This is a genomic window from Microbacterium pollutisoli (genome assembly GCF_053586795.1).
Genome location: NZ_JBNYWT010000001.1, coordinates 768,761 through 790,963 on the forward strand (window position 1 = coordinate 768,761; position 22,203 = coordinate 790,963).

The 22,203-nt window shown below is 70.8% G+C and carries 25 protein-coding genes; 13 read left to right on the plus strand and 12 right to left on the minus strand.

Going from position 1 to position 22,203, the window contains the following annotated elements; genetic code table 11:
• Positions 1 to 99: 99 nt before the first annotated feature.
• Both ACQ143_RS03735 and ychF read right to left on the minus strand, forming a co-directional pair.
• Complete coding sequence (locus ACQ143_RS03735; protein ID WP_449569359.1) at positions 100 to 615, minus strand: AAA family ATPase; 516 nt, start codon at positions 613 to 615, stop codon at positions 100 to 102.
• A 7-nt stretch (positions 616 to 622) separates the two neighbouring features.
• Positions 623 to 1,693 carry a redox-regulated ATPase YchF gene (gene ychF / locus ACQ143_RS03740; protein ID WP_449569360.1) on the minus strand — a complete coding sequence of 357 codons (1,071 nt, stop codon included), beginning with the start codon at positions 1,691 to 1,693 and terminating at the stop codon, positions 623 to 625.
• 211 nt (positions 1,694 to 1,904) lie between these two features.
• Between ychF and ACQ143_RS03745 the strand changes: the two genes are divergently transcribed.
• Both ACQ143_RS03745 and ACQ143_RS03750 read left to right on the plus strand, forming a co-directional pair.
• Positions 1,905 to 2,492, plus strand: a complete 588-nt coding sequence (locus ACQ143_RS03745; protein WP_449569361.1) for an exonuclease domain-containing protein — start codon at positions 1,905 to 1,907, stop codon at positions 2,490 to 2,492.
• Positions 2,493 to 2,535: 43 nt separating this feature from the next.
• A complete protein-coding gene (locus ACQ143_RS03750) occupies positions 2,536 to 3,819 on the plus strand; it encodes a DNA recombination protein RmuC (RefSeq protein ID WP_449569362.1) in 1,284 nt (427 codons plus the stop codon).
• A gap of 26 nt (positions 3,820 to 3,845) precedes the next feature.
• Here the strand turns inward: ACQ143_RS03750 and ACQ143_RS03755 are convergent, their stop codons facing one another.
• The gene (locus tag ACQ143_RS03755) at positions 3,846 to 4,037 is read right to left on the minus strand and encodes a UDP-N-acetylmuramyl pentapeptide phosphotransferase (RefSeq protein WP_449569363.1); all 192 of its coding nucleotides are present in this window, start codon (positions 4,035 to 4,037) and stop codon (positions 3,846 to 3,848) included.
• Positions 4,038 to 4,195: 158 nt separating this feature from the next.
• Complete coding sequence (glpX, locus tag ACQ143_RS03760; RefSeq protein WP_449569364.1) at positions 4,196 to 5,188, minus strand: class II fructose-bisphosphatase; 993 nt, start codon at positions 5,186 to 5,188, stop codon at positions 4,196 to 4,198.
• A gap of 185 nt (positions 5,189 to 5,373) precedes the next feature.
• On the opposite strand from glpX, the gene fbaA reads away from it, so the two are divergent.
• The gene (gene fbaA / locus ACQ143_RS03765; protein ID WP_449569365.1) at positions 5,374 to 6,405 is read left to right on the plus strand and encodes a class II fructose-bisphosphate aldolase; all 1,032 of its coding nucleotides are present in this window, start codon (positions 5,374 to 5,376) and stop codon (positions 6,403 to 6,405) included.
• An 81-nt stretch (positions 6,406 to 6,486) separates the two neighbouring features.
• Here the strand turns inward: fbaA and ACQ143_RS03770 are convergent, their stop codons facing one another.
• Both ACQ143_RS03770 and ACQ143_RS03775 read right to left on the minus strand, forming a co-directional pair.
• Positions 6,487 to 7,029, minus strand: a complete 543-nt coding sequence (locus ACQ143_RS03770) for a DUF6264 family protein (RefSeq protein WP_449569366.1) — start codon at positions 7,027 to 7,029, stop codon at positions 6,487 to 6,489.
• Positions 7,026 to 8,015 carry a 4-hydroxy-3-methylbut-2-enyl diphosphate reductase gene (locus ACQ143_RS03775; RefSeq protein ID WP_449569582.1) on the minus strand — a complete coding sequence of 330 codons (990 nt, stop codon included), beginning with the start codon at positions 8,013 to 8,015 and terminating at the stop codon, positions 7,026 to 7,028. The genes ACQ143_RS03770 and ACQ143_RS03775 overlap by 4 nt, the downstream gene beginning before the upstream one ends.
• A gap of 142 nt (positions 8,016 to 8,157) precedes the next feature.
• On the opposite strand from ACQ143_RS03775, the gene xseA reads away from it, so the two are divergent.
• Genes xseA through ACQ143_RS03810 form a run of 7 tightly spaced genes read left to right on the plus strand, consistent with a single transcriptional unit; the run spans position 8,158 to position 14,060 of the window.
• The gene (gene xseA / locus ACQ143_RS03780; protein WP_449569367.1) at positions 8,158 to 9,465 is read left to right on the plus strand and encodes an exodeoxyribonuclease VII large subunit; all 1,308 of its coding nucleotides are present in this window, start codon (positions 8,158 to 8,160) and stop codon (positions 9,463 to 9,465) included.
• 10 nt (positions 9,466 to 9,475) lie between these two features.
• The gene (locus ACQ143_RS03785) at positions 9,476 to 9,697 is read left to right on the plus strand and encodes an exodeoxyribonuclease VII small subunit (RefSeq protein ID WP_449569368.1); all 222 of its coding nucleotides are present in this window, start codon (positions 9,476 to 9,478) and stop codon (positions 9,695 to 9,697) included.
• The gene (locus ACQ143_RS03790; RefSeq protein ID WP_449569369.1) at positions 9,694 to 10,323 is read left to right on the plus strand and encodes a DUF4245 family protein; all 630 of its coding nucleotides are present in this window, start codon (positions 9,694 to 9,696) and stop codon (positions 10,321 to 10,323) included. Before ACQ143_RS03785 ends, ACQ143_RS03790 begins: the two co-directional genes overlap by 4 nt.
• Positions 10,320 to 10,958 carry a carbonic anhydrase gene (locus ACQ143_RS03795; protein WP_449569370.1) on the plus strand — a complete coding sequence of 213 codons (639 nt, stop codon included), beginning with the start codon at positions 10,320 to 10,322 and terminating at the stop codon, positions 10,956 to 10,958. The genes ACQ143_RS03790 and ACQ143_RS03795 overlap by 4 nt, the downstream gene beginning before the upstream one ends.
• A 54-nt stretch (positions 10,959 to 11,012) precedes the next feature.
• Positions 11,013 to 12,419, plus strand: a complete 1,407-nt coding sequence (locus ACQ143_RS03800) for a class II fumarate hydratase (protein WP_449569583.1) — start codon at positions 11,013 to 11,015, stop codon at positions 12,417 to 12,419.
• A gap of 10 nt (positions 12,420 to 12,429) precedes the next feature.
• Positions 12,430 to 13,407 (plus strand): sensor histidine kinase, encoded by a 978-nt coding sequence (locus tag ACQ143_RS03805; RefSeq protein WP_449569371.1) that lies wholly within the window; start codon positions 12,430 to 12,432, stop codon positions 13,405 to 13,407.
• Positions 13,404 to 14,060 (plus strand): response regulator transcription factor, encoded by a 657-nt coding sequence (locus ACQ143_RS03810; protein ID WP_449569372.1) that lies wholly within the window; start codon positions 13,404 to 13,406, stop codon positions 14,058 to 14,060. Before ACQ143_RS03805 ends, ACQ143_RS03810 begins: the two co-directional genes overlap by 4 nt.
• Positions 14,061 to 14,093: 33 nt before the next feature.
• On the opposite strand, the gene ACQ143_RS03815 is transcribed toward ACQ143_RS03810, so the two are convergent.
• From ACQ143_RS03815 to ACQ143_RS03825, 3 genes are all read right to left on the minus strand, one after another.
• Positions 14,094 to 15,458 (minus strand): PhoH family protein, encoded by a 1,365-nt coding sequence (locus tag ACQ143_RS03815; RefSeq protein WP_449569373.1) that lies wholly within the window; start codon positions 15,456 to 15,458, stop codon positions 14,094 to 14,096.
• 167 nt (positions 15,459 to 15,625) lie between these two features.
• Complete coding sequence (locus tag ACQ143_RS03820; protein ID WP_449569374.1) at positions 15,626 to 16,804, minus strand: aminotransferase class V-fold PLP-dependent enzyme; 1,179 nt, start codon at positions 16,802 to 16,804, stop codon at positions 15,626 to 15,628.
• A gap of 54 nt (positions 16,805 to 16,858) precedes the next feature.
• A complete protein-coding gene (locus tag ACQ143_RS03825; RefSeq protein ID WP_449569375.1) occupies positions 16,859 to 17,644 on the minus strand; it encodes an isoprenyl transferase in 786 nt (261 codons plus the stop codon).
• A gap of 100 nt (positions 17,645 to 17,744) precedes the next feature.
• Between ACQ143_RS03825 and trhA the strand changes: the two genes are divergently transcribed.
• Positions 17,745 to 18,443: a PAQR family membrane homeostasis protein TrhA gene (gene trhA / locus ACQ143_RS03830; RefSeq protein WP_449569584.1), complete on the plus strand. Its 699-nt coding sequence runs from the start codon at positions 17,745 to 17,747 to the stop codon at positions 18,441 to 18,443.
• Here the strand turns inward: trhA and ACQ143_RS03835 are convergent.
• Positions 18,421 to 18,711 carry a hypothetical protein gene (locus ACQ143_RS03835; RefSeq protein WP_449569376.1) on the minus strand — a complete coding sequence of 97 codons (291 nt, stop codon included), beginning with the start codon at positions 18,709 to 18,711 and terminating at the stop codon, positions 18,421 to 18,423. The genes trhA and ACQ143_RS03835 overlap by 23 nt on opposite strands.
• A gap of 60 nt (positions 18,712 to 18,771) precedes the next feature.
• Here ACQ143_RS03835 and ACQ143_RS03840 point away from each other — a divergent pair, with 60 nt between their 5' ends.
• Both ACQ143_RS03840 and greA read left to right on the plus strand, forming a co-directional pair.
• On the plus strand, positions 18,772 to 19,167 hold the full coding sequence (locus ACQ143_RS03840; RefSeq protein WP_449569377.1) for a DUF4307 domain-containing protein: 396 nt from the start codon (positions 18,772 to 18,774) through the stop codon (positions 19,165 to 19,167).
• A 91-nt stretch (positions 19,168 to 19,258) separates the two neighbouring features.
• The gene (greA, locus tag ACQ143_RS03845; RefSeq protein ID WP_449569378.1) at positions 19,259 to 19,747 is read left to right on the plus strand and encodes a transcription elongation factor GreA; all 489 of its coding nucleotides are present in this window, start codon (positions 19,259 to 19,261) and stop codon (positions 19,745 to 19,747) included.
• Between the two features lie 9 nt (positions 19,748 to 19,756).
• Here the strand turns inward: greA and ilvA are convergent, their stop codons facing one another.
• Complete coding sequence (gene ilvA, locus ACQ143_RS03850) at positions 19,757 to 21,001, minus strand: threonine ammonia-lyase (protein ID WP_449569379.1); 1,245 nt, start codon at positions 20,999 to 21,001, stop codon at positions 19,757 to 19,759.
• On the minus strand, positions 20,998 to 22,188 hold the full coding sequence (locus ACQ143_RS03855) for an AI-2E family transporter (protein ID WP_449569380.1): 1,191 nt from the start codon (positions 22,186 to 22,188) through the stop codon (positions 20,998 to 21,000). The genes ilvA and ACQ143_RS03855 overlap by 4 nt, the downstream gene beginning before the upstream one ends.
• Positions 22,189 to 22,203 lie beyond the last annotated feature (15 nt).

Below are 22,203 nucleotides of genomic sequence, written 5' to 3' on the forward strand. Positions count from 1 at the left end.
TCAAGGCTCACATCGGCCTCACATCCGCGAAGTCGACGGCGCCCACAGGGAAGCGTGCAACTCATGGGACCGATTGGCCCACTCGACGGCGCCTGATGCCTAACTGTGGCGGAACTCCACGACGTATCGTTCGACATCTGCAGCGATCTGTTCCCCACTCCTGCCCGACACATCGATCGCCCCGTGGACATCAACCCACGGCGCGACCTCCCGCCCGGCAACCTCGGTCCAGGTCGGCTCGACGACATGCGTGAAGCCCCGATCACGTTCGTGGAGCCGCGACGCGTGGCCGATGGTGTCGCTCATCGTCAAGACGACCCAGCACAATGCCGCGTCCGCTGAGTCGGCCGCTCGACGCCAGGTCTCACGCGCTGGCTCGCTGTCATTGACGGCATCCACCACGACTGTCCGACCGGTCCGCAGATTCAGTTCAGCCATCGCGCGAACCGCTTCGTAGGCGGCGACGCCCGTCTCCCACCCGTGCGGGAAGCCCGCACCGAGCAGGGCTTCCTCGACCGGGTCGATGGACAGACGCGTCGCGCCGAGACGAGCGCCGACGAGGTCAGCGACGGTCGTCTTGCCCACGCCGGGCAGCCCAGAGATCACAACGAGCATCAGATGCCTAACTGTGACGGAACTCCACGACGTCGCCGTCCTGCATGACGTAGTCCTTGCCCTCGAGGCGCGCCTTGCCCTTGGCCCGCGCCTCCGCGACAGACCCGAGCGCGACCAGGTCGTCGAACGAGATGACCTCGGCCTTGATGAAGCCCTTCTCGAAGTCGGTGTGGATGACGCCGGCGGCCTGCGGGGCCTTCCACCCCTTGCCGATCGTCCACGCACGCGCCTCCTTGGGCCCCGCGGTCAGGTACGTCTGCAGCCCCAGCGTGTCGAATCCGATGCGGGCGAGCTGATCGAGGCCCGACTCGTCCTGCCCGGTGGATGCCAGCAGCTCGGCCGCGTCCTCCGGGTCGAGGTCGATGAGCTCCGACTCGATCTTGGCGTCGAGGAACACGGCCTTGGCCGGGGCGACGAGAGCCTCGAGCTCGGCCTTGCGGGCCGGGTCGGTGAGCACCGCCTCGTCGACGTTGAAGACGAAGATGAAGGGCTTGGCCGTCAGCAGGCCGAGCTCCTTGATCGGGGCGAGGTCCAGGCCCGACGCCGACAGCAGCTCGCCGCGCTGCAGCGCGTCACGGGCGGCGACGGCCGCGTCGAGGACCGACGGGTCGAGCTTGCGGCCGCGCACCTCCTTCTCATAGCGGGCGATCGCCTTCTCGAGCGTGTCGAGGTCGGCCAGTTGCAGCTCGGCGTTGATGGTCTCCATGTCGGATGCCGGGTTGACGGCCCCGTCGACGTGGACGACGTCGTCGTCGGCGAAGCCGCGGACGACCTGTGCGATGGCATCGGCCTCCCGGATGTTGGCGAGGAACTTGTTGCCCAGGCCCTCTCCCTCGCTCGCACCGCGGACGATGCCGGCGATGTCGACGAACGACACGGCGGCCGGCAGGATGCGCTCGGATCCGAAGATCTCGGCGAGCTTGTTCAGCCGCGGGTCCGGCAGGTTCACGACCCCGATGTTCGGCTCGATCGTCGCGAACGGGTAGTTCGCCGCGAGCACCTGGTTCTTGGTCAGGGCGTTGAACAGGGTGGACTTGCCGACGTTGGGCAGACCGACGATACCGATAGTGAGAGCCACGGGCGTCAAGTCTACGGGGCCCGCCTGTGGCTCCCCGCGCGGCCTCCCAGGCATTGTCGTCATGGGATCGGCCTATGCGCTGGGCGTCCTGCGCGCCGTACTCCCCTCCGCGCCGACACGGTGACCGGTGCGCGTGCCGTCGCCGGCATCGGCTCGAGGTCGGACGGCGTGCCCTCCCCCGTTCGGGTGAGCAACAGACCATGCTGAGAGCGTGGCTTTGGATTTCACCGCGATCGACTTCGAGACGGCGAACTCCTCCAGCGCCTCCGCGTGCGCCGTGGGCCTGGCCCGGGTGCGTGACGGACAGGTCGTCGCGCAGACCGGCTGGCTGATCCGCCCGCCTGCCGGCCACGACCGGTTCTTCGAGGTGAACATCGGCATCCACGGCATCCGGCCCGCCGATGTGGCCGACGCGCCGACCTGGGCCGAACAGCTCCCGGTGATGAGCGATTTCATCGGCGATGACATCCTCGTCGCACACAACGCGGGATTCGACATGCGCGTGCTGCAGAGCGCGTGCTTCGCCGCCGCGCAGCCCTGCCCGCCCTACAGCTACGCCTGCAGCCTGCAGATCGCGCGACGCAGCTATGACCTGCCCTCGTACCGGCTGCCGTCGGTGGCCGCGGCCGCCGGATTCCTCGACTTCGCCCACCACGACGCGGCGGCCGACGCGCTCGCCTGCGCGCACATCGTCGTCGACGCGGCCCGCCGCGCGGGCGCCGGCGACCTGGTCGAACTGGCGATGCTGCTCGGGGTGCGTGTGCCGCAGCTGGCCACCCCCGCCGCCGTCGGCGCCTGAGTGTCGCCCCGGCGATGTCGGGGGTCGGCGGCATCCTGTCGGTATGGATGCCACTCTCGCCATCGTCCTGGCCGTCACGTGCCTGCTGGCCGGCGTGCTCGCCGGCTGGTTCGCCGGCGGGGCACGTGCCGCCGGTGCCGCTGCCACCGACCGTGCGTCGCTGAGCGCGCGACTGGCGGCCGCTGACGCGGCCCAGGCTGCTCTGACGGCGCAGCTCGAGCAGCAGCGCGCGCTGCACCGGGAGTTCGGGGCGCAGGCGCGCGCCGACCAGATGGCCCGCGAAGAGCGCGAGCGGCGTGAGCAGCTGGTGCTGCGCGCACTCGCGCCGGTGCAGGAAAGCCTGCAGCACATGCAGCAGAAGGTGGACGAGCTCGAGCGGGAGCGGCAGTCGCAGTACGGGGCCCTCGCCGAGCAGCTGCGCCGCGCGCAGGAGTCGGATGAGGCGCTGCGCAGCACGACCGAGTCACTGGCCGGCGCCCTGCGATCGAATTCGACGCGCGGCGTGTGGGGTGAGACGCAGCTGCGCCGGGTCGTCGAGTCGGCAGGGCTGACCCGATACGTCGATTTCGACACGCAGGCGGCGATCACCTCCGATGCCGGTGCGGGCCGCCCCGACATGGTCGTCCGGCTCCCCGGCGGCAAGGCGCTCGCGGTGGATGCGAAGGTCCCGCTCGACGCGTACGTCGAAGCCAGCGCGATCCCGCTCACCGCCACCGGCGACGAGGCCGTTCGCCGCAAGAGCCTGCTCGACAAGCACGTCCGCGCCGTGCGCGCGCACGTCGATGCGCTGGCGAAGAAGTCGTACTGGGCGGGCCTGACGGCCAGTCCCGAGTTCGTGATCTGCTTCATCCCCAGCGAGTCGCTGCTGGCCGCCGCGCTCGAAGAGGACCCGTCTCTCCTGGACCACGCGTTCGGCCGGCGCGTGGCTCTCGCCTCGCCCGTCAACCTGTGGGCGGTGCTGAAGACGGTCGCCTACACGTGGACGCAGCAGGATGTGTCCGATGAAGCCCGCACACTGTTCGACCTCGGCAACGAGCTGTACCAGCGTCTGGGCAGCCTCACCGGCCACGCCGACGACTTGCGGCGCGCGATCGAGCGCACCGTCGACAGCTACAACCGATTCGCCGGGTCGCTGGAGTCACGCGTGCTCGTGACGGCGCGGAAGTTCCCGGGCATCGACGAGACCAAGCTCGACGCCACGACGCCGCCGGCGGCGATCGAGAAGGCGCCGCGACGGCTGACAGCCGTCGAATTCACCGATGCCGAGGCACTCACGGCGGATGTCGGCGACCTGCGGCTGCGTCTGGACGGTGAGCGCGGCCGCTGACTGCGATCAGCAGGCGACGGCGACGTTCAACCGCCGGGGAAGAAGTTCATCAGACCGACGACGAGCAGCGAGACGCCGACGAATGCGCCGATCATCCACCAGGCGCTGACTTTGTGGCCTTCGGGAGCGCGACGGCGCAGCAGCACATCGGGGCGGCGCGCGGGGTCGACGGGCATCATGATCTGGCCGGTCGGCGGGCTGCTCGATGCTGCGGTCATGTGTTCACTCCTGGATGCGCCCGGGCACCATGCCGCCGGTCACACCGGCACCATTGTGCCAGAGCCAAGCTGGGAGAACGCGAGGCGACGCGCGTCTTCGCGGTCTCGATCAGGTCACGGTCGCGTCGATGTCACGCCGTGGGAGCCGGCCTCGCCGGTTACAGCCACTTGGACGTGAGGTGCTCCGAGGTGATACGCCGCAGCGTCCCGGACACCCCGCGCAGGACCACGCTCTCGGTGATGAGGTAGTCCGGGCCCGAGCGCCGCACACCGTCGACCAGTTCGCCGTTGGTGACCCCGGTGGCCACGAAGATCGTGTTGTTCCCGGTGACCAGCTCGTCGGCCTCGTACACGTAGTCGTCCAGCTTCAGGCCGGCGTCGATGCCGCGCTGCTTCTCGTCGTCGTCGCGCGGCCACAGACGCCCCTGGATGTGCCCGCCCAGCGCCTTGATCGCGCACGCGGTGACGATGCCTTCGGGACTGCCGCCGATGCCGATGCACATGTCGGTGCGGGCATTGTACCGCGCGGCGTTGATCCCGCCGGCCACGTCGCCGTCGCTCATCAGCCGCGTTCCGGCGCCCGCCTCGCGGATCTCCTCGATCAGCCGCGCGTGCCGGGGCCGGTTCAGCACCGACACCACCATCTCGTCGACGGGCTTGCCGAGCGCCTTGGCGAGGCGCCGGATGTTCTCCCCGACCGGGAGGCGGATGTCGACGACGCCCACGCCCGCCGGACCGGTGACCAGCTTGTCCATGTAGAACACCGCGGAGGCGTCGAGCATCGTGCCGCGTTCGGACACCGCCAGCACCGACAGGGCGTTGTTGCGGCCCTCGGCCGTGAGGGTCGTGCCGTCGATCGGGTCCACGGCGATGTCGCACTGCGGCCCGCGGCCCGTGCCGACCCGCTCGCCGTTGTACAGCATCGGGGCGTTGTCCTTCTCGCCCTCGCCGATCACGATCACGCCGTCGAAGTTGACGGTGGTCAGGAAGGCGCGCATCGCGTCGACCGCGGCGCCGTCGGCCAGCTCCTTCTTGCCCCGCCCGATGAACGGCACCGAGCGGATCGCGGCCGCCTCGGTGGCCCGCACCAGCTCCAACGCCAGGTTCCGGTCGGGGTGAAGGGGGCTCATGTCTGCGGTCAGGCTCACCATGGGCCCAGCCTACGGTGCGCGGTCCAATCCAGCCGCCGTTTTCTTGGTCCACGGCGTGAAGGATCCGTGATTCTTTACACAGGCGAAGACCGGGTCGTTCCCCGCCCGGCCCCGCCCCTTCGCCGCGACCGACCCTCTTCGATAGGCTGGCGGTGCAATCCGCCGACGCCGAACAAGGAGCTGACATGCCCGTCGCCACACCCGACCAGTACGCCGAGATGCTGGACCGCGCCAAGGCCGGCGGCTACGCCTTCCCGGCGATCAACGTGTCGAGCTCGCAGTCGATCAACGCCGTCCTCCAGGGGCTGACCGAGGCCGGATCGGACGGCATCATCCAGGTCACCACCGGCGGCGCCGACTACTTCGCCGGCCACACCGTGAAGGGCCGCGCGCAGGGCGCGATCGCGTTCGCGAAGTTCGCCACCGAGGTCGCCAAGAACTACCCGATCACCGTCGCCCTGCACACCGACCACTGCCCCAAGCCCGCGCTCGAGGACTTCGTGCTGCCGCTCGTGGCCGCCAGCGAGGAAGAGGTCAAGGCCGGCCGTGAGCCGCTGTTCCAGTCGCACATGTGGGACGGCTCGGCCGTGCCGCTGGCCGAGAACATCGAGATCGCCAAGGACCTGCTCCCCCGCGTCAAGAACATCAACGCGATCCTCGAGGTCGAGATCGGCGTCGTCGGCGGCGAAGAGGACGGGGTCAAGCACGAGGGCTCCAACGAGGCGCTGTACACCACGGTCGCCGACGTCACCCAGGCCGTCGAGGCGCTCGGCCTCGGTGAGCACGGCCGCTGGATCGCCGCGCTGACCTTCGGCAACGTGCACGGCGTGTACAAGCCCGGCAACGTGAAGCTCCGTCCCGAGCTGCTGGGCGAGATCCAGGCGGGCATCGCCGAGAAGTTCGGCACCGACGCCAAGCCCCTCGACCTGGTGTTCCACGGCGGCAGCGGCTCGACCCCCGAGGAGATCGCCCTGGCGGTGGCCAACGGCGTGATCAAGATGAACATCGACACCGACACCCAGTACGCGTTCACGCGCTCGGTCGCCGGCTTCATGTTCCAGAACTACGACGGCGTGCTCAAGGTCGACGGCGAGGTGGGCAACAAGAAGGCCTACGACCCGCGCGCCTGGGGCAAGATCGCGGAGTCCGCCATGGCCGCCCGCGTCGTCGAGGCGACCCAGCAGCTCGGTTCGGCGGGACACTCGATCAGCATCTGATCAGCGACGCACAAAGTGGATGCCGCGGGCTCGTGCCCCGGCATCCACTTTCTGTATGCGGGACCGCCGCCGCGGCCCGGCTCAGCGGGCGCCGAAGTGCGACGCGATGGCCGGGTCGCCCAGCAGCGGCACCACGAGGCAGCCGCTGACCACGAGGAAGGTGACGATCGCACCGACCAGCGGCATCCACCACGACAGCCGGCCCCGACGCATCCACCGCCAGGACAGCAGGGCGGTCAGCAGCCAGCCGCCGATGAAGACGGCGGTGCCCACACGACCCCACAGCACCCCGGCGGCCACGTTGGTGAATTCCGCGTCGACGCCGACGACGTCCATCCAGGTCTCGGCGAACCCGGTGAAATCGAGCATCTGCGGCACCGCGCTCACGACGGTCACCAGGCCGTAGGCCAGCAGCGCGAAGGTGATGATGCGGTCGGCGGAGCGCGACGGCCGTGCCGCGTCGGTGGTCGGGCGCGGGTGCGGCGGGTGCGGCGCGTAGGGGGTCTCGCCGGGCGTCGGCGGCGCGAGCGCCGGGTCAGGCTGCTGGATCCGCGCCCGCTGCTCCTCCGGCGTCGCGTACTCGCCGTACTGCGGCGCCGGGCGCGGGTCGTCGGGTGAGCTCACCGGCGGCTCCGGCCACCCAGCGCACGCTCGTCGCGCTTGCCCGAGAGGTCCTGACGCAACTCCTTGGGAAGGGAGAACATGAGGTCCTCTTCGGCGGTGCGCACCTCCTCGACATCGCGGTAGCCGGCACCGGACAGCTCCTGCAGCACCTCTTGCACGAGCACCTCCGGCACTGAGGCGCCGCTGGTCACCCCGACCGTCGCCACGCCGTCGAGCCAGGACTGCTGGATCTCATCGGCGTAGTCGACGCGGTAGGCGGCCTTCGCCCCGTGCTCCAGCGCGACTTCCACCAGGCGCACGCTGTTGGAGGAGTTCGCCGAACCGACCACGATCACCAGGTCGGCCTGCGCGGCGACCTTCTTGATGGCGACCTGGCGGTTCTGCGTGGCGTAGCAGATGTCGTCGGAGGGCGGGTCCTGCAGCTGCGGGAACCGTGCCCGCAGCCGGCGCACGGTCTCCATCGTCTCGTCGACCGACAGGGTGGTCTGCGACAGCCAGACGACGCGGTTCGGGTCCTTCACCTGCACGGTGTCGGCCTCGTCGGGCGAGTTGACGACGGTGACGTGGTCGGGTGCTTCACCGGCGGTGCCCTCGACCTCTTCGTGGCCGTCGTGGCCGATCAGGAGGATCTCGTAGTCGTCGCGGGCGAACCGCACGGCCTCACGGTGCACCTTGGTGACCAGGGGGCAGGTCGCGTCGATCGCGTGCAGTCCGCGGTCGGATGCCGCGTTGACCACGGCCGGGGAGACTCCGTGCGCGCTGAAGACGACGTGGGCGCCCTCGGGCACCTCATCGACCTCGTCGACGAAGATGGCGCCCTGGGCTTCGAGCTCGGTCACGACGTGGATGTTGTGCACGATCTGCTTGCGCACGTATACCGGCGCACCGTAGCGCTCGAGCGCCTTCTCGACGGCGATGACGGCCCGGTCGACACCCGCGCAGTAGCCGCGCGGCGCCGCCAGCAGCACCTTCTTGTGTCCGGCCACCGGGGTATTCTGGAGCCGCCCGCGCGCGGCCGGGACGCGGGGCGAAGGCAGACGGACGGCAGTGGTGCTCACACCTCGAGTCTACGGAGCCGCCGCTGGGAAGGGGCCGCACACCCCGGCAGACCCGTGCGGAGAGGATCAGATGACGTCGTTCCAGACGGCCGCAGGTCAGCAGCCGCCCCCCGACGCGGTCAGTCCCCGGGACTCGTCCCCGCAGACGCCCACCTCGGTGTCCCGGCTCAACGAGACGATCCGGGGGTTCATCCAGAAGTGGGGGGCGGTCTGGGTCGAAGGCGAGATCACCGCGTGGAACCTGCGCGGCGGCAACGTCTTCGGGCGTCTCAAAGACACCACCACCGACGCGACGCTGTCGTTCCAGCTGTGGTCCTCGACGCTGCGCCGCCTGCCCGACGACCTGAAGGTCGGCGACCGTGTCGTCACGTGCGTGAAGAGCGAGTACTACGTCAAGAACGGCTCGTTCAGCTTCACCGTGTCCGACATGCGCCACGTCGGCCTGGGCGATCAGCTCGAACGTCTCGAGCGACTGCGCGCGCAGCTGCGCGGCGAGGGACTGTTCGATCCCGCACGCAAGAAGCCGCTCCCCTTCCTCCCGCACGTCATCGGCCTGATCACCGGGGAACGCAGCGACGCCGAGAAGGACGTGCACCGCAACGCCGAGCTGCGCTGGCCGCACGTGCGGTTCCGCACGGTGCACGCCGCCGTGCAGGGTGAGCGGTGCGTGCCCGAGACGATCGCGGCGCTGCAGCTGCTGGACGCCGATCCCGAGGTGGACGTCATCATCATCGCCCGGGGCGGCGGCGACCCGCAGACCCTGCTCGGCTTCAGCGACGAGCGACTGCTGCGCGCCGTGGCCGCCGCTGCGACCCCGGTCGTGTCGGCGATCGGACACGAGAACGACCACCCGATCCTCGACGACGTCGCCGACCTGCGCGCGTCCACGCCGACCGACGCCGCCAAGAAGGTGGTGCCCGATGTGTCGGAGCAGCGTGCCCTCGTCGAACAGCTGCGCAGTCGTGCCCGGTCGCGTCTGACCCAGCGGGTGGCCCACGACATCGCCCAGCTCGAGCAGCTGCGGTCGCGTCCGGTGCTGCGCGACCCCGAGTCGCTGCTGACCGGCCGCGCGCACGAGGTGTGGACGCTCGCGTCCCGCGGCCGCGAGATCGTGCGTCGCAGCCTCGACGCCGCCGCCGCGTCGGCCGCCGAGCTGCGGGCCGCGCTGCGTGCGCTCTCCCCCGGGGCGACACTCGCGCGGGGCTATGCGATCGCGCACGTGGGCGACGGCGTCGTGGTCCGCGACGCCGCCCAGGCCCCCGCGGGCACGTCGCTGGTGGTCACCGTGGCGGCCGGGTCGTTCGCGGCCCGCTCGGAGGGCGCCGTGGCCGAGGGCGGCCCCGGCGACGCGGCATCGACTGTGCCCGGGCCGAACTAGGATGGAGAGCATGTCCCGCGACCCGTCACCCGATGTGGCCGAGTTGTCGTTCGAGCAGGCCCGCGACGAGCTCGTGCGCGTCGTCGCCGAGCTCGAACAGGGCGCACCCACCCTCGAGCAGTCCCTCGAACTGTGGACCCGAGGCGAGGCGCTGGCGGCCCGGTGCGAGCAGTGGCTGCTGGGGGCCAAACAGCGTCTCGATGCGGCTCGCGCCGCCAATGCGGAGTCATGATGGCGAAATCCCCGCGCGTCGTCGCGGAACTCGGTCGCCCCGAGACCCCCGATGAGACGGCGGCCCGTAAGGCTGCGGCGTCGCACGCCTACCGGTCGAGCCAGACCATGCGCAACCTGCTGGTCGCCCTCGGCGTCACCCTCATCGTGGTCCTCGCGATCGTGTGGTCCGTGCCGCGCGGTTCGTACGACGACCCGGCGGAGATCGACGTCGTCGCCGCCGCGCAGACGGCGTCGGCGACCGCGGGCGGCACGCTGATCGTCCCCGAGGTGCCCGAGGCGTGGCGCGCCAACTCCGCACGCATGGAAGGCGCGATGTGGCGCGTCGTCTACGCCCCCGACGACGACCCCGGGTACATCCGCGTCGCCCAGCTGATCGACGCGGAGCCGACCGCCGCCGCGGCCCTGGTGGGCGGCGTCGCCCCCACCGGCACGATCACCGTGGACGGCATCGAGTGGGACGAGTACACCACCTCGGCGTCCGACGACAACGTCTCGTACGCGCTGGCGACGGCCGCCGGCGACGACACCGTCGTCGTCTACGGCTCCGCCACGCCGGCCACGGCGGCCATCGCCGCGGCGGGTGTGACCGACGAAGTGCATCGACTGCGTGAGGAGAGCCAGTGAGCGAACGACCGAGCCCGCAGAAGGTCTGGGAGGAGATGCGCCGCGGCAACGCGCGCTTCGTGGCGGGCAAGCCCCGTCATCCCCGGCAGGACGTGGAGCGCCGACACGAGCTCGAGCACACCCAGAAGCCGCGGGCGGTGCTGTTCGGCTGCTCCGACTCGCGCCTGGCCGCCGAGATCATCTTCGACAAGGGCCTGGGCGACCTGTTCGTCGTGCGCAATGCCGGGCAGGTCGTGTCCGACTCGGCCATCGCCAGTCTCGAGTACGCCGTCGCGATCCTCGACGTCTCGCTCGTGGTCGTTCTCGCGCATGACGAGTGCGGTGCCGTGCGCGCCGCCATCGATTCGACCGACCCCAGCGCCGACGAACTGCCCCCGCACATCTGGCGGCTCATCGCCAAGATCGTCCCGGCCGTCCGACGCCTGCTGCGCGCCGACCCGGACGCCACACCGCAGAACCTCGACGCCGAACTGGTCGGCCGCGAGCATCTGCGCAACACGGTCGACGACCTGCTCGCGTCGTCCAAGCTCATCAGCGACGCCGTTGCCGACGGCCGCCTGGGCATCGTCGGCGCCAACTACCGCCTCGCCGACGGCACCGCCCACGCGCACGTGACCGTCGGCCTGGACGACTGACCGGCGCCGTCGGCGCCGACCCACCCCCACACAGGAAACGAGGACGTGACCGACATGACCGACCCGACCACCGGCATCGAATACCGCATCGAGCACGACACGATGGGTGAAGTCCGCGTGCCGAAGAACGCCCTGTACGCCGCGCAGACGCAGCGCGCTGTGGAGAACTTCCCGATCTCGGGCACCGGGCTCGAGTCGACGCAGATCGCGGCGCTGGCCCGCATCAAGAAGGCCGCCGCCCTGGCCAACAAGGAGCTGGGCACCCTGGACGGCGCCATCGCCGACGCGATCGCGTGGGCCGCCGACGAGGTGGTGACCGGACGGTACGACGCGCAGTTCCCCGTCGACACCTACCAGACCGGTTCGGGCACCTCGTCGAACATGAACATGAACGAGGTGCTGGCCACCCTCGCCACGCAGCGCCTGGGTGCGACCGTCCACCCCAACGACCACGTCAACGCGTCGCAGTCGTCCAACGACGTGTTCCCCACCTCCGTGCACATCGCCGTGACCCAGGCTCTCATCGATGACCTCATCCCGGCGCTCGACCACCTCGCCGTGGCTCTCGAGGCCAAGGCCGAGCTGTGGAAGGACGCCGTCAAGGCGGGGCGCACCCACCTGATGGATGCCACGCCGGTGACCCTGGGGCAGGAGTTCGGCGGCTACGCGCGCCAGATCCGCCTGGGCATCGAGCGCGTGCAGGCGGTGCTCCCCCGCGTCGGCGAGGTGCCGCTGGGCGGTACCGCCGTCGGCACCGGCATCAACACCCCCGTCGGCTTCCCCCAGAAGGTCATCGAGCTGCTGCAGGCCGAGACCGAGCTGCCCATCACCGAGGCCAAGGACCACTTCGAGGCGCAGGCCAACCGCGACGGCCTCGTCGAGGCCTCGGGCGCCCTGCGCACGATCGCCGTATCGCTGACCAAGATCAACAACGACCTGCGCTGGATGGGCTCCGGCCCCAACACCGGCCTGGGCGAGCTGCACATCCCCGATCTGCAGCCCGGCTCGTCGATCATGCCCGGCAAGGTCAACCCGGTCGTCCCCGAGGCCACCCTCATGGTGGCCGCGCGCGTCATCGGCAACGACGCCACCGTGGCGTGGGCCGGCGCGTCGGGGTCGTTCGAGCTGAACGTGGCGATCCCCGTCATGGGCACCGCCCTGCTCGAATCCATCCGTCTGCTCTCCAACGCCATGCGCGTGCTCGCGGACAAGACGATCGAGGGCCTCGAGGCCAACCTCGAGCGCGCGGCCGCCTTCGCCGGCATGTCCCCGTCGATCGTCACCCCGCTGAACAAGGTGATCGGCTACGAGGCCGCCGCGAAGATCGCCAAGCACGCGGTCGCCAAGGGCATCACAGTCCGCGAGGCGGTCATCGACCTCGGGTACGTCGAGCGCGGCGACATCACGCTGGAACAGCTCGATGAGAAACTCGATCTCCTCTCGATGACCCACCCTGGTTGATAATCGGAGTGTGAACCGCACCCCGGCGCTGCCGCAGCGCCGCACCCGCATCGCAGGGCTCGTGCTGGCCGTGGCCGGCGCCGGCTTCGCGGTCGCGGCGCTGGGTATCGGCATCGTGCACCTGGTGACCGATGTGCCGCTGCACTGGGCGGCGGTGGGCGTCTACCTCGCCGTGGCCGTCGGCACCCTGGCGGTTCTGGGCGTGGTGGTGTGGATCGTCGCCGAGGACGTCCCGGCCGATGCCGGCGCCGCCGACTCGGCCGAGACGGCGTTCGACGCCCAGCGGCGCCTGCTCGACGACATCCGTCACGAGCTCAAGACGCCGATCACGATCGTGCGCGGGCATCTCGAGGTGCTCGACCCCACCGACCCGAAGGACGTCACCGCGATCCGTGACCTGGGCATCGCCGAACTCGACCGCATGACGCGGCTCATCGGGGACATCGACCTGCTGGCCGCCGTCGAATCCGACCACTACACGATCGGCGACGTCGACCTGGCGGCGCTCACCCACCGGATCTCGGAGCTGGTCGCCGTGATCCCCGGACACACCTGGAGCATCGAGCACACCGCCGACGCGGTCATCCGCGGCGACCGGGACCGTCTGCTGCAGGCCTGGCTGCAGCTGGCCGACAACGCCGCCAAGTACACGCCGCCGGGCAGCCCCATCGAGCTGGGCAGCGCCGTCCACGCCGGCGGAGCGCAGCTGTGGGTGCGCGATCACGGACCCGGCATCCCGCACGCGATGCGCCATCGCATCTTCCGCCGATTCGACCGCGGCGCCGGCAAGCGCTCCGTGGGCGGCTCCGGCCTGGGGCTGGCGATCGTGGATGCCATCGCGAAAGCCCACCACGGACGCTGTACCATCGCGGATACCCCCGGTGGCGGTGCCACCTTCACCCTGGACGTGCCGATGGGGACGCGCGCGGATCTTCCGACGCCCGTCCGCGCCGGCGACGTCGTCCTGCAGCGAGAGGCCACTGGATGACCCGCATCCTCGTCGTCGACGACGAACCCCACATCGTCTCGTTGGTCACCCGCGGGCTGCACACCGAGGGTTACGAGACCGTCGTGGCCGAGGACGGCCACCAGGCACTCGACCTCGCCCTGGAGGGCGACGTCGACCTCGTCGTGCTCGATGTGGGCCTGCCGGGCATCGACGGCTTCGAAGTGCTCCGCCACCTGCGGGCCTCCGGCAGCGCCGTGCCGGTGATCATGCTGACCGCGCGCAGTTCGACCCGCGACGCGATCGAGGGGCTCGACGCGGGCGCGAGCGACTACGTGCCCAAGCCGTTCGCCGTGGCCGAACTGCTCGCCCGGGTGCGGTCGCGTCTGCGTGAGCGGGCGCCCGCCGCCCCGGTGATCCTCTCCCGCGGTGATGTCACCCTCGACATCCTCGCGCGCCGCGCCACCGTCGCCGGCCGCGAAGTCGACCTGTCCGCACGGGAGTTCGCGCTGGCCGAGCAGTTCCTGCGGCACGCAGGCGAGGTGCTCACGCGCGAGATGCTGCTCAGCCGGGTCTGGGGCCTCGAGTTCGATCCGGGCTCGAACGTGGTCGACGTCTACGTCCGCTACCTCCGCGCCAAGCTCGGTGCCGAGAACATCGTCACCGTCCGCGGTGAGGGATACCGCTGGGACTGACCGTCGGCCGTCCCGCGGCATCCCTCACGGCGTTCAGCTGAGCTCCCCCGCCTCCAGCAGTTCGGTGACCAGGGCGGCGATCGACGACCGCTCGGAGCGCACGAGCGTCACGTGTGCGAACAGGTCGTGGCCCTTCAGCGTCTCGATGACGCTGGCGACGCCGTCGTGGCGTCCGACCCGCAGGTTGTCACGCTGCCCCACGTCATGGGTGAGCACGACGCGGGAGTTCTGGCCGATGCGGCTGAGCACCGTCAGCAGCACGTTGCGCTCGAGCGACTGGGCCTCGTCGACGATCACGAACGCGTCGTGCAGTGACCGCCCGCGGATGTGGGTCAGGGGCAACACCTCGAGCAGGCCCCGCGAGATGACCTCTTCGAGCACGTTGCCCGACACCACCGAACCGAGGGTGTCGAACACGGCCTGCCCCCACGGGTTCATCTTCTCCTGCTGGTCGCCCGGCAGGTAGCCCAACTCCTGACCGCCGACGGCGAACAGCGGACGGAACACGATGATCCGCTTCTGCTGCTGCCGTTCCAGCACCGCCTCCAGCCCCGCGCACAGGGCGAGGGCCGACTTGCCGGTGCCCGCGCGGCCACCCAGCGACACGATGCCGACGTCGGGGTCGAGGAGGACGTCGATGGCGATGCGCTGCTCGGCGGACCGGCCGTGCAGGCCGAACACGTCACGGTCACCGCGCACGAGACGGTAGGAGCCGTCGCCGGTGACCCGCCCGAGCGCCGAGCCCCGCTCGGAGTGCACCACCAGGCCGGTGTTGACCGGAAGCCCCCGCACCTCGTCGCCGGAACCGACCTCGGTCTCGTACAGGTCGCTCATCTCGTCGCCGGAGATGGAGATGCTCGCGATGCCGGTCCACCCCGAGTCCACGGCCTGCTCGGCCAGGTACTCCTCGGCGTGGATGCCGAGGGATGCCGCCTTGACCCGCATGGGCACATCCTTGGAGACCACGGTGACGTGGTGCCCCTCCTGGGCCAGATGCATCGCCACCGCGAGGATGCGGGTGTCGTTGTCCCCCAGTCGCATGCCGGCCGGCAGCACGCTGGGGTCGGTGTTGGTCAGCTCGACCCGCAGGGTGCCGTCCGCGCCGACGGGCACCGGATAGTCCAACCGGCCGTGTTCGATGCGCAGCTCATCCAGGTTGCGCAGCGCGCGGCGGGCGAAGTACCCGATCTCCGGGTCGTGCCGTTTGGCCTCGAGTTCGGTGATCACCACGATCGGGATCACGACCGAGTGCTCGGCGAACCGGAACAGCGCGCGTGGATCGCTCAGGAGCACGGACGTGTCGAGCACGTACGTCCGCAGATCCTGGTCGGCATCCGCCGCGGCATCGTCCAGCTGGTTCGGGTCCTCGAGGTGCTGCTGAGGTACCTGTGTGGTCACGACCCACTCCCCGCCCCGGGCGCATCGGGCCCGGCAGTCACGAGTCGGCCGTTGCCACGAGTCAGTGGGGGGCCGACCCGACCGGGCGCTCTGCCCGATGCCTTGACCGTATGGCCGCAACCGGTCCGCTCCGGCGTCCGACACGCCGCCGGGAGGAGCAGAGAATGTTAATTCTCGGTGTCGTGGGAGGTCGGGCCGCCGGCGGTGAGCTCGGGCGCGCCCGCCACGGCGCCCCGGCGCGCGGCCACGGACGCCAGCGCGTCGCCGAGCAGGACGAACGAGTCGGCGGCGGTGCCGGCGTGCGGGGAGATGCGCAGCATCCCCTCCCGCGCGGTGGCGGCCACACCGTGATTGGCCAGCGCCGCGGCGATCGCGCCCGCCTCGTGGGGCACCGGCGCGAGCGTGACGATGCCGGCGTGATGTTCGCGCGGCGTGACCACCGGCACGTCATACCGGTCGGCCAGCGCGATGACATGCTCCGCCCGGTCGTGCACCTCGGCAGCGATGGCGGCCACGCCGGCGGCGGCGACCTCGCGCAGGGCGGTGACCAGGCGGGCGGCGGCCAGAGCGTCCACCGGCGAGACCGTGTAGGCCTGCGCGTCGGTGCGCGGATCAGGGACACCGACGCTGGTGACATCGCCGGCCATCCCCGTCGTGCCCGACAGCACCGGCTCGATCCGCTCCCGCGCGTCCGGGGAGAACCACGCGAACCCGGTGCCGCGTCCGGCACGCAGCCACTTGTAGCCGTTGCCGCAGACGACGTCCGCGGCAGACCAGTCGGCGTCGACCACGCCGAAGCCCTGGATGGCGTCGACGATCAGCAGCCGGTCGCCGATGACGTCGCGCAGCGCGGTGAGGTCGGCGAGGTAGCCCGTGCGGAAGTCGACCAGGCTGACGGCGACGGCGGTGATGTCGTCGGTGAGGGCGTCGCGCACGGCCTCGGGGGTGACGAACACGTCGGGCCCGGGCGCGGGCAGCTCGCGTACGGTGAGCCGTCCCCGGGCGTCCTGGGCACGGCGGGCTGTGACCGGGATCGCGGGGAACTCCCGCGGGGACACGAGCACTTCGCCGCTCAGCCCGAACATCGCCTGTTGCAGCCCGTGCGTGGTCGACGGCTGCAGGGTCACCTCGTCCACCGGGGCTCCCAGCAGCTCGGCCAACACCTCCTGGGCCTCGCTCGACCGTCCGGCCACCAGGTCGATGCCCGAGGCGCGGCCCGTGCCCAGAAGTTCCGCATCGGCCAGCGCCTCGTCGCGCACCGCCGGGGACAGCGGCCCGTAGGCCGCCCAGTTCAGGTAGCCCGGGTCGGTCGAGAACGACGCGAGATACGAGTCCAGATCGGTCACGCCTCACATTGTGGCACGCGCACCCGGGCCGTTCAGCCGCCGTGGCCCTGCCGTTCAGCCCCCGTAGCGGCGGTCGCGGGTGGCGTAATCGCGGATTGCGCGGAGGAAGTCGACCTCGCGCAGATCGGGTCCGAGCGCCTCCACGAAGTAGAACTCCGAATGCGCCGACTGCCACAGCAGGAAGTCGCTGAGCCGCTGCTCCCCGGAGGTGCGGATCACCAGGTCGGGGTCCGGCTGGCCACCCGTGTAGAGGTGCTCGCCGATCTGTTCCGGGGTCAGGCTCTCGGCGAGCTCTTCGAGGGATCCGCCGTGCTGCCTGTGCTGGACGATGATGCTGCGCACGGCATCCACGATCTCGCCGCGACCGCCGTACCCGACCGCCAGGTTCACGTGCATGCCCGTGTTGCCACGGGTGCGCTCCTCGGCCGTCTCCAGCACGCGCGCCAGCTCGGGCGGCAGGATCTCGGCGCGCCCGACGTGTTTGACGCGCCAGCCCGGCTCGTGCGACAGCGCGTCGGCAAGCTCCGCGATGATCTCGATCAGGTCGGCCAGCTCGCGCGAGTCGCGCTTGCGCACATTGTCGGTCGACAACAGGTACAGCGACACGACGCCGATGCCCAGCTCGTCGCACCAGCGCAGGAACTCACGCATCTTCGCGGCGCCGGCCCGATGGCCGTCGGCGACGGTCGGATAGCCGGCCTGGCGCGCCCAGCGCCGGTTGCCGTCGATCATCATGGCCACATGCCGGGGCACTGCCTCCGGCGTGAGCTGCCGCCGCAGCCGGGAGGAGTAGACCCGGTAGAGCAGTCCCCGACCTTGCCTCTCCGCCGCGCGCGTCACACCCTTACGCTACCGTCCCGGGTGCCGCATGTGCGTTGCGGCATGCTGTGCGGCGTAGGCTCGATCCGTGACCCGCACACCCGCCGACGACGGCGCCGAAATGCCCCAGCTTCCCCTCTTGGATGCCGCGAGCGTCAGCGCGCATGTCGAGCTCAAGCCGAGCTGGCGCGGCTGGATCCACGCCGCGACCTTCCCGGTGGCGATCGCCGCCGGCGTCGTGCTCATCGTGCTCGCCTCGGGCGGCGCGGCCAAATGGGCCTGCGCGGTGTTCATGGCCAGCTCGCTGCTGCTGTTCGGCAACTCGGCCGTCTACCATCGCTTCGACTGGGGCCCGACGACCAAGGCGGTGCTCAAGCGCATCGACCACGCCAACATCCTGCTGCTGATCGCCGGCACCTACACGCCGATCGCGACGCTCGCGCTGCCACCGGACCAGGGCGTGCTGCTGCTGGTGCTGGTGTGGACGGGGGCGCTGCTGGGCATCCTGTTCCGCGTGTTCTGGATCAATGCACCGCGCTGGCTGTACGTCGCCCTATATCTGCTGCTGGGGTGGGCGGCGGTCATGTACATCGTGCCGCTGTTCCAGGCCAGCGTCCCGATGATGGTGCTCGTCATCGTCGGCGGCCTGCTCTACACGGGGGGCGCCATCGTCTACGGCCTCAAGCGCCCGAACCCCTGGCCGGGTCACTTCGGCTTCCACGAGATCTTCCACGTGTGCACCGTCCTGGCGTTCCTGTGCCATTGGACGGCGTGCCTGCTGATCGCGCTGCGCCCGCTCAGCCCTTCGCTGGGGGCGTGAGGTCGTCGCCATCGGGCCGGTCGGCGTCCGGCGCCGTGCGGTCCCCGTCGGCCTGGGCCGAAGCCTGGATCTCGGCGTCGAGCTCTTCGCCGATCTCCGACCGGTAGCGCGCGCGACGGATGCGGCGCAGCATGTCCATCAGCAGCAGCACGACCGCGGCTGCCAGCACGCCGACGGCGATGAAGCCGGCCACGCCCGGGGTCACATCGTCGGGATTCACCGTCGGGGTCGGCGTGGGAGCAGCCGCCCACCAGATCAGTGCATCCATGTGTCCTTCTTCCTCGCTGCGAGCGATTAGCCTGGAAGTCCAGCCTAGAACGGATGCCGCATGACCACCGCCGCCGCCGAGCGCAAGCTCGCCGATCGATACGGCACGTCGCGCCCCCGGCGCAGGGCGTGGGTCGTGGTGGGCCTCGTCGCGGCCGCGCTGATCGGCTATGTCGGCTGGGCGACGGTCTCCGGGGCGCTGAACTCCGTGGACTACGACACCACGGCGTACGAGGTCGATCCGCCGCACCGCGTCACGGTCCACTTCCAGGTGACCGCGCGCCCCGGCACCCCCGTCGCGTGCACGGTGGAAGCCCTCGACACCGAGCACGGCGTGGTCGGCTGGCGGGTCGTGGAATACCCGGCCGCCGAGGCCACGACGCAGAAGTTCGACGTCACCGTCCCCACGGTCGCCGAGGCGACGACGGGATTGGCCAGCCACTGCTGGATCCCGTAAACTGACACCACAACACCCGCGCCCCGGCTCGACGCCGGGGCGTTTGGCTTACGCCCCTGCCGTACCCGGCATCCACCCCCAAGGAGACGATGTGTCCAGCGACAGCACGACCTTCCTCACCCAGGACGCGTACGACCGACTCGCCGCCGAGCTCGAACACCTCTCGACGACCGGGCGCGAAGAGATCGCCAAGCGCATCGAGGCCGCCCGCGAAGAGGGCGACCTCAAGGAGAACGGCGGCTACCACGCGGCCAAGGACGAGCAGGGCAAGCAGGAGGCGCGCATCCGCACGCTGCAGCAGCTGCTCAAGGACGCCAAAGTCGGCGAGGCTCCGGAGTCGGACGGCACCGTGACGCCCGGCACCGTCATCACGGCGTTGGTCGCCGGCGGCGAAGAGGTGTTCCTGCTGGGGAACCGCGAGATCGCCGCGAACTCCGAGCTCGACGTCTACAGCGAGGCCTCGCCCCTGGGCAGTGCCATCATCGGCCTGTCCGAGGGCGACAAGACCTCGTACACCGCGCCCAACGGCCGCGAGATCGCCGTCGAGATCGTGAAGGTCGAGACCTACTCGGGCCAGTGACCGGCCGGGTCAGTCCTCGACGAGCTTCGGGGTGAACCCGGCGTTCTCGAGCACGGAGATCACCTGCGCGCGGTGCTCCTGACCGCGTGTCTCAACGCTCAGCTGCAGCACGACCTCGCTGATCTGCAGACCCTGCCCGTGGCGGGTGTGCAGCACCTCGATGACGTTCGCCCCGGCGATCGCGAGCAGTTCGGAGACCCGGGCGAGCTGGCCGGGACGGTCGGGCAGCGGGATCTGCAGGGTCATGTAGCGCCCGGATGCCGCCAGACCGTGGGAGACGACGCGCTGCAGCAGGAGCGGGTCGATGTTGCCGCCCGACAGGATCGACACGGTCGTGCCGGTCGCGGTGACCTTGCCGGCGAGGATGGCCGCCACGCCGACCGCGCCGGCCGGCTCCACGACCACCTTCGCCCGTTCCAGCAGCACCAGCAGGGCGCGCGCGATGTCGTCGTCGGTGACGGTGACCACCTCGTCGACCAGGTCGCGGATGATCTCGAACGGGATGTCGCCGGGCCGGGCCACGGCGATGCCGTCGGCGATCGTGGGGGTGGTGGCCACCTCGAGCGGGTGGCCGGCCGCGAGCGAGGGGGGGTAGGCGGCGGAGTTGGCCGCCTGCACGCCGATGATGCGCACCGTCCGCCCGGCCGCGGCGGCCCGCGCCTTGATGGCCGCGGCGACCCCGGCGATGAGGCCTCCCCCGCCGATGCCCACCAGGACCGTGTCGACGTCGGGGACCTCGTCGAAGATCTCGAGGCCGAGCGTGCCCTGACCGACGATGATGTCCCGGTGGTCGAACGGCGGGATCAGCACGGCGCCGGTGCGCTCGGCGAACTCCGCCGCCAGCCGCAGCGGCGTTTCGACGGTGGCGCCTTCCAGGACGACGTCGGCGCCGTACCCGCGGGTGGCGAGGAGCTTGGGCACCGGAACGCCCAGCGGCATGAAGATCGTGGCGGCGATGCCCAGCGCCTGCGCGGCCCGGGCCACGCCCTGCGCGTGGTTGCCGGCCGAGGCGGCAACCACGCCGCGCGCCCGTTCGGCGTCGGTGAGCCGGGCCAGCCGGTACGCGGCGCCGCGGATCTTGAACGATCCGGTGCGCTGCAGGTTCTCGAGCTTGAGCAGCACGGGCGCCCCGAGCACGTCGCTGAGGTGCTCGGAGTGCTCCAGCGGGGTGCGCAGGATGACGTCCTGCAGCGCCGCGGCGGCGTCCTCGAACTCGGCCAGGGTCGGGTGCGCGGTCTTCGTGTCCTCCGTCACGCGGGGGTCCTCCTCGTCCGGGGCACGGTGCTCCAGATCAGATCGTCGGGTCGGATGGCGACGTCGCCGGTCTCCCAGCCGCGTCGCGAGAGATAGAGCCATACGACGTTCACGAACGCCGCGAGCGGAACGGCGAACAGGGCGCCGGGGATGCCGGCGACCATCGCGCCGCCGGCGACGACGAGCACGACCGCCAGGGGGTGCACCTTCACGGCGGCGCCCATCAGCAGCGGCTGCAGGATGTGGCCCTCCAGCTGCTGGACACCCAGGACCACCACCAGCATCCACAGCGCGATCCACGGGCCGTTGTAGACCAGGGCGAGGAACACGGCCAGCGCGCCGGTGACGATGGCGCCGACGAACGGGATGAACGCGCCCAGGAAGACGAGCACGCCCACCGGGATCGCCAGCGGCACGCCCAGCAGGAACGCGCCCAGGGCGATGCCGACCGAGTCGATCGTGGCGACCAGCAGCTGGGTGCGGGCGTAGGTCACGACCGTGCGCCAGCCGGCGTGACCGGCCCCGTCGACGGCCGCGCGGGCCCGCGTCGGGAACAGCCGCACCGTCCACCGCCAGATGCCGCCGCCGTCGGCGAGCAGGCAGATCAGGATGAACAGGGCCAGGAGGGCGCCGGTGGCGACGTGGCCGACGGTGCTGCCGATGGCGAGGGCACCCGACAGCAGCAGGTCCACCTGTTCCTGCAGAAGCGTCCAGCCCTGCGCGAGCATGTCGTCGATCTGGCCGGCGGTCAGGTGCAGCGGGCCGTTGATCAGGTAGGTGCGGAACTCGTCGAGCGCGGCCACGGTGCGTTCGCGCACCGAATCCCACTGCAGCCCGATCTGCCACACCGCCAGCCACACCAGGCCCGTGATGATGGCGAGGGTGCCCACCACGGCGATGACGATCGCGAGCCAGTGCGGGAAGCGGTGGCGCATCAGGAACGTGAACGCGGGCCACACCAGCGCCGTCACGAGGATCGCCACCAGCAGCGGGATGACCAGCAGCTTCAGTTCGATGATGAGCCAGATGCCCACGCCCAGGGCGGCGGCCACGATCAGGAGCCGCCAGGCGTAGGCGGTGGCCACGCGCAGGCCGCGCGGTACGCCCTCGGCGATGTCGGTGCTCACCGTCCGGGTGCGCAGCGCGTCGAAGAACTTCCCGCGGGGGGTGTCCTGGCTTCCGCTCACCGTGTCAGTCTAGGC

What these genes read in the sequence shown, in the direction of transcription:
- fbaA (WP_449569365.1), top strand. Translation starts at nt 5,374, where the DNA reads ATGCCCGTCGCCACACCCGACCAGTACGCCGAGATGCTGGACCGCGCC.
- xseA (WP_449569367.1), top strand. Translation starts at nt 8,158, where the DNA reads ATGACGTCGTTCCAGACGGCCGCAGGTCAGCAGCCGCCCCCCGACGCG.
- ACQ143_RS03735 (WP_449569359.1), bottom strand. Translation starts at nt 615, where the DNA reads ATGCTCGTTGTGATCTCTGGGCTGCCCGGCGTGGGCAAGACGACCGTC.
- trhA (WP_449569584.1), top strand. Translation starts at nt 17,745, where the DNA reads ATGCCCCAGCTTCCCCTCTTGGATGCCGCGAGCGTCAGCGCGCATGTC.
- ACQ143_RS03750 (WP_449569362.1), top strand. Translation starts at nt 2,536, where the DNA reads ATGGATGCCACTCTCGCCATCGTCCTGGCCGTCACGTGCCTGCTGGCC.
- glpX (WP_449569364.1), bottom strand. Translation starts at nt 5,188, where the DNA reads ATGGTGAGCCTGACCGCAGACATGAGCCCCCTTCACCCCGACCGGAAC.
- ACQ143_RS03785 (WP_449569368.1), top strand. Translation starts at nt 9,476, where the DNA reads ATGTCCCGCGACCCGTCACCCGATGTGGCCGAGTTGTCGTTCGAGCAG.
- ACQ143_RS03840 (WP_449569377.1), top strand. Translation starts at nt 18,772, where the DNA reads ATGACCACCGCCGCCGCCGAGCGCAAGCTCGCCGATCGATACGGCACG.
- ACQ143_RS03810 (WP_449569372.1), top strand. Translation starts at nt 13,404, where the DNA reads ATGACCCGCATCCTCGTCGTCGACGACGAACCCCACATCGTCTCGTTG.
- ACQ143_RS03790 (WP_449569369.1), top strand. Translation starts at nt 9,694, where the DNA reads ATGATGGCGAAATCCCCGCGCGTCGTCGCGGAACTCGGTCGCCCCGAG.
- ACQ143_RS03835 (WP_449569376.1), bottom strand. Translation starts at nt 18,711, where the DNA reads ATGGATGCACTGATCTGGTGGGCGGCTGCTCCCACGCCGACCCCGACG.
- ACQ143_RS03755 (WP_449569363.1), bottom strand. Translation starts at nt 4,037, where the DNA reads ATGACCGCAGCATCGAGCAGCCCGCCGACCGGCCAGATCATGATGCCC.
- ACQ143_RS03800 (WP_449569583.1), top strand. Translation starts at nt 11,013, where the DNA reads ATGACCGACCCGACCACCGGCATCGAATACCGCATCGAGCACGACACG.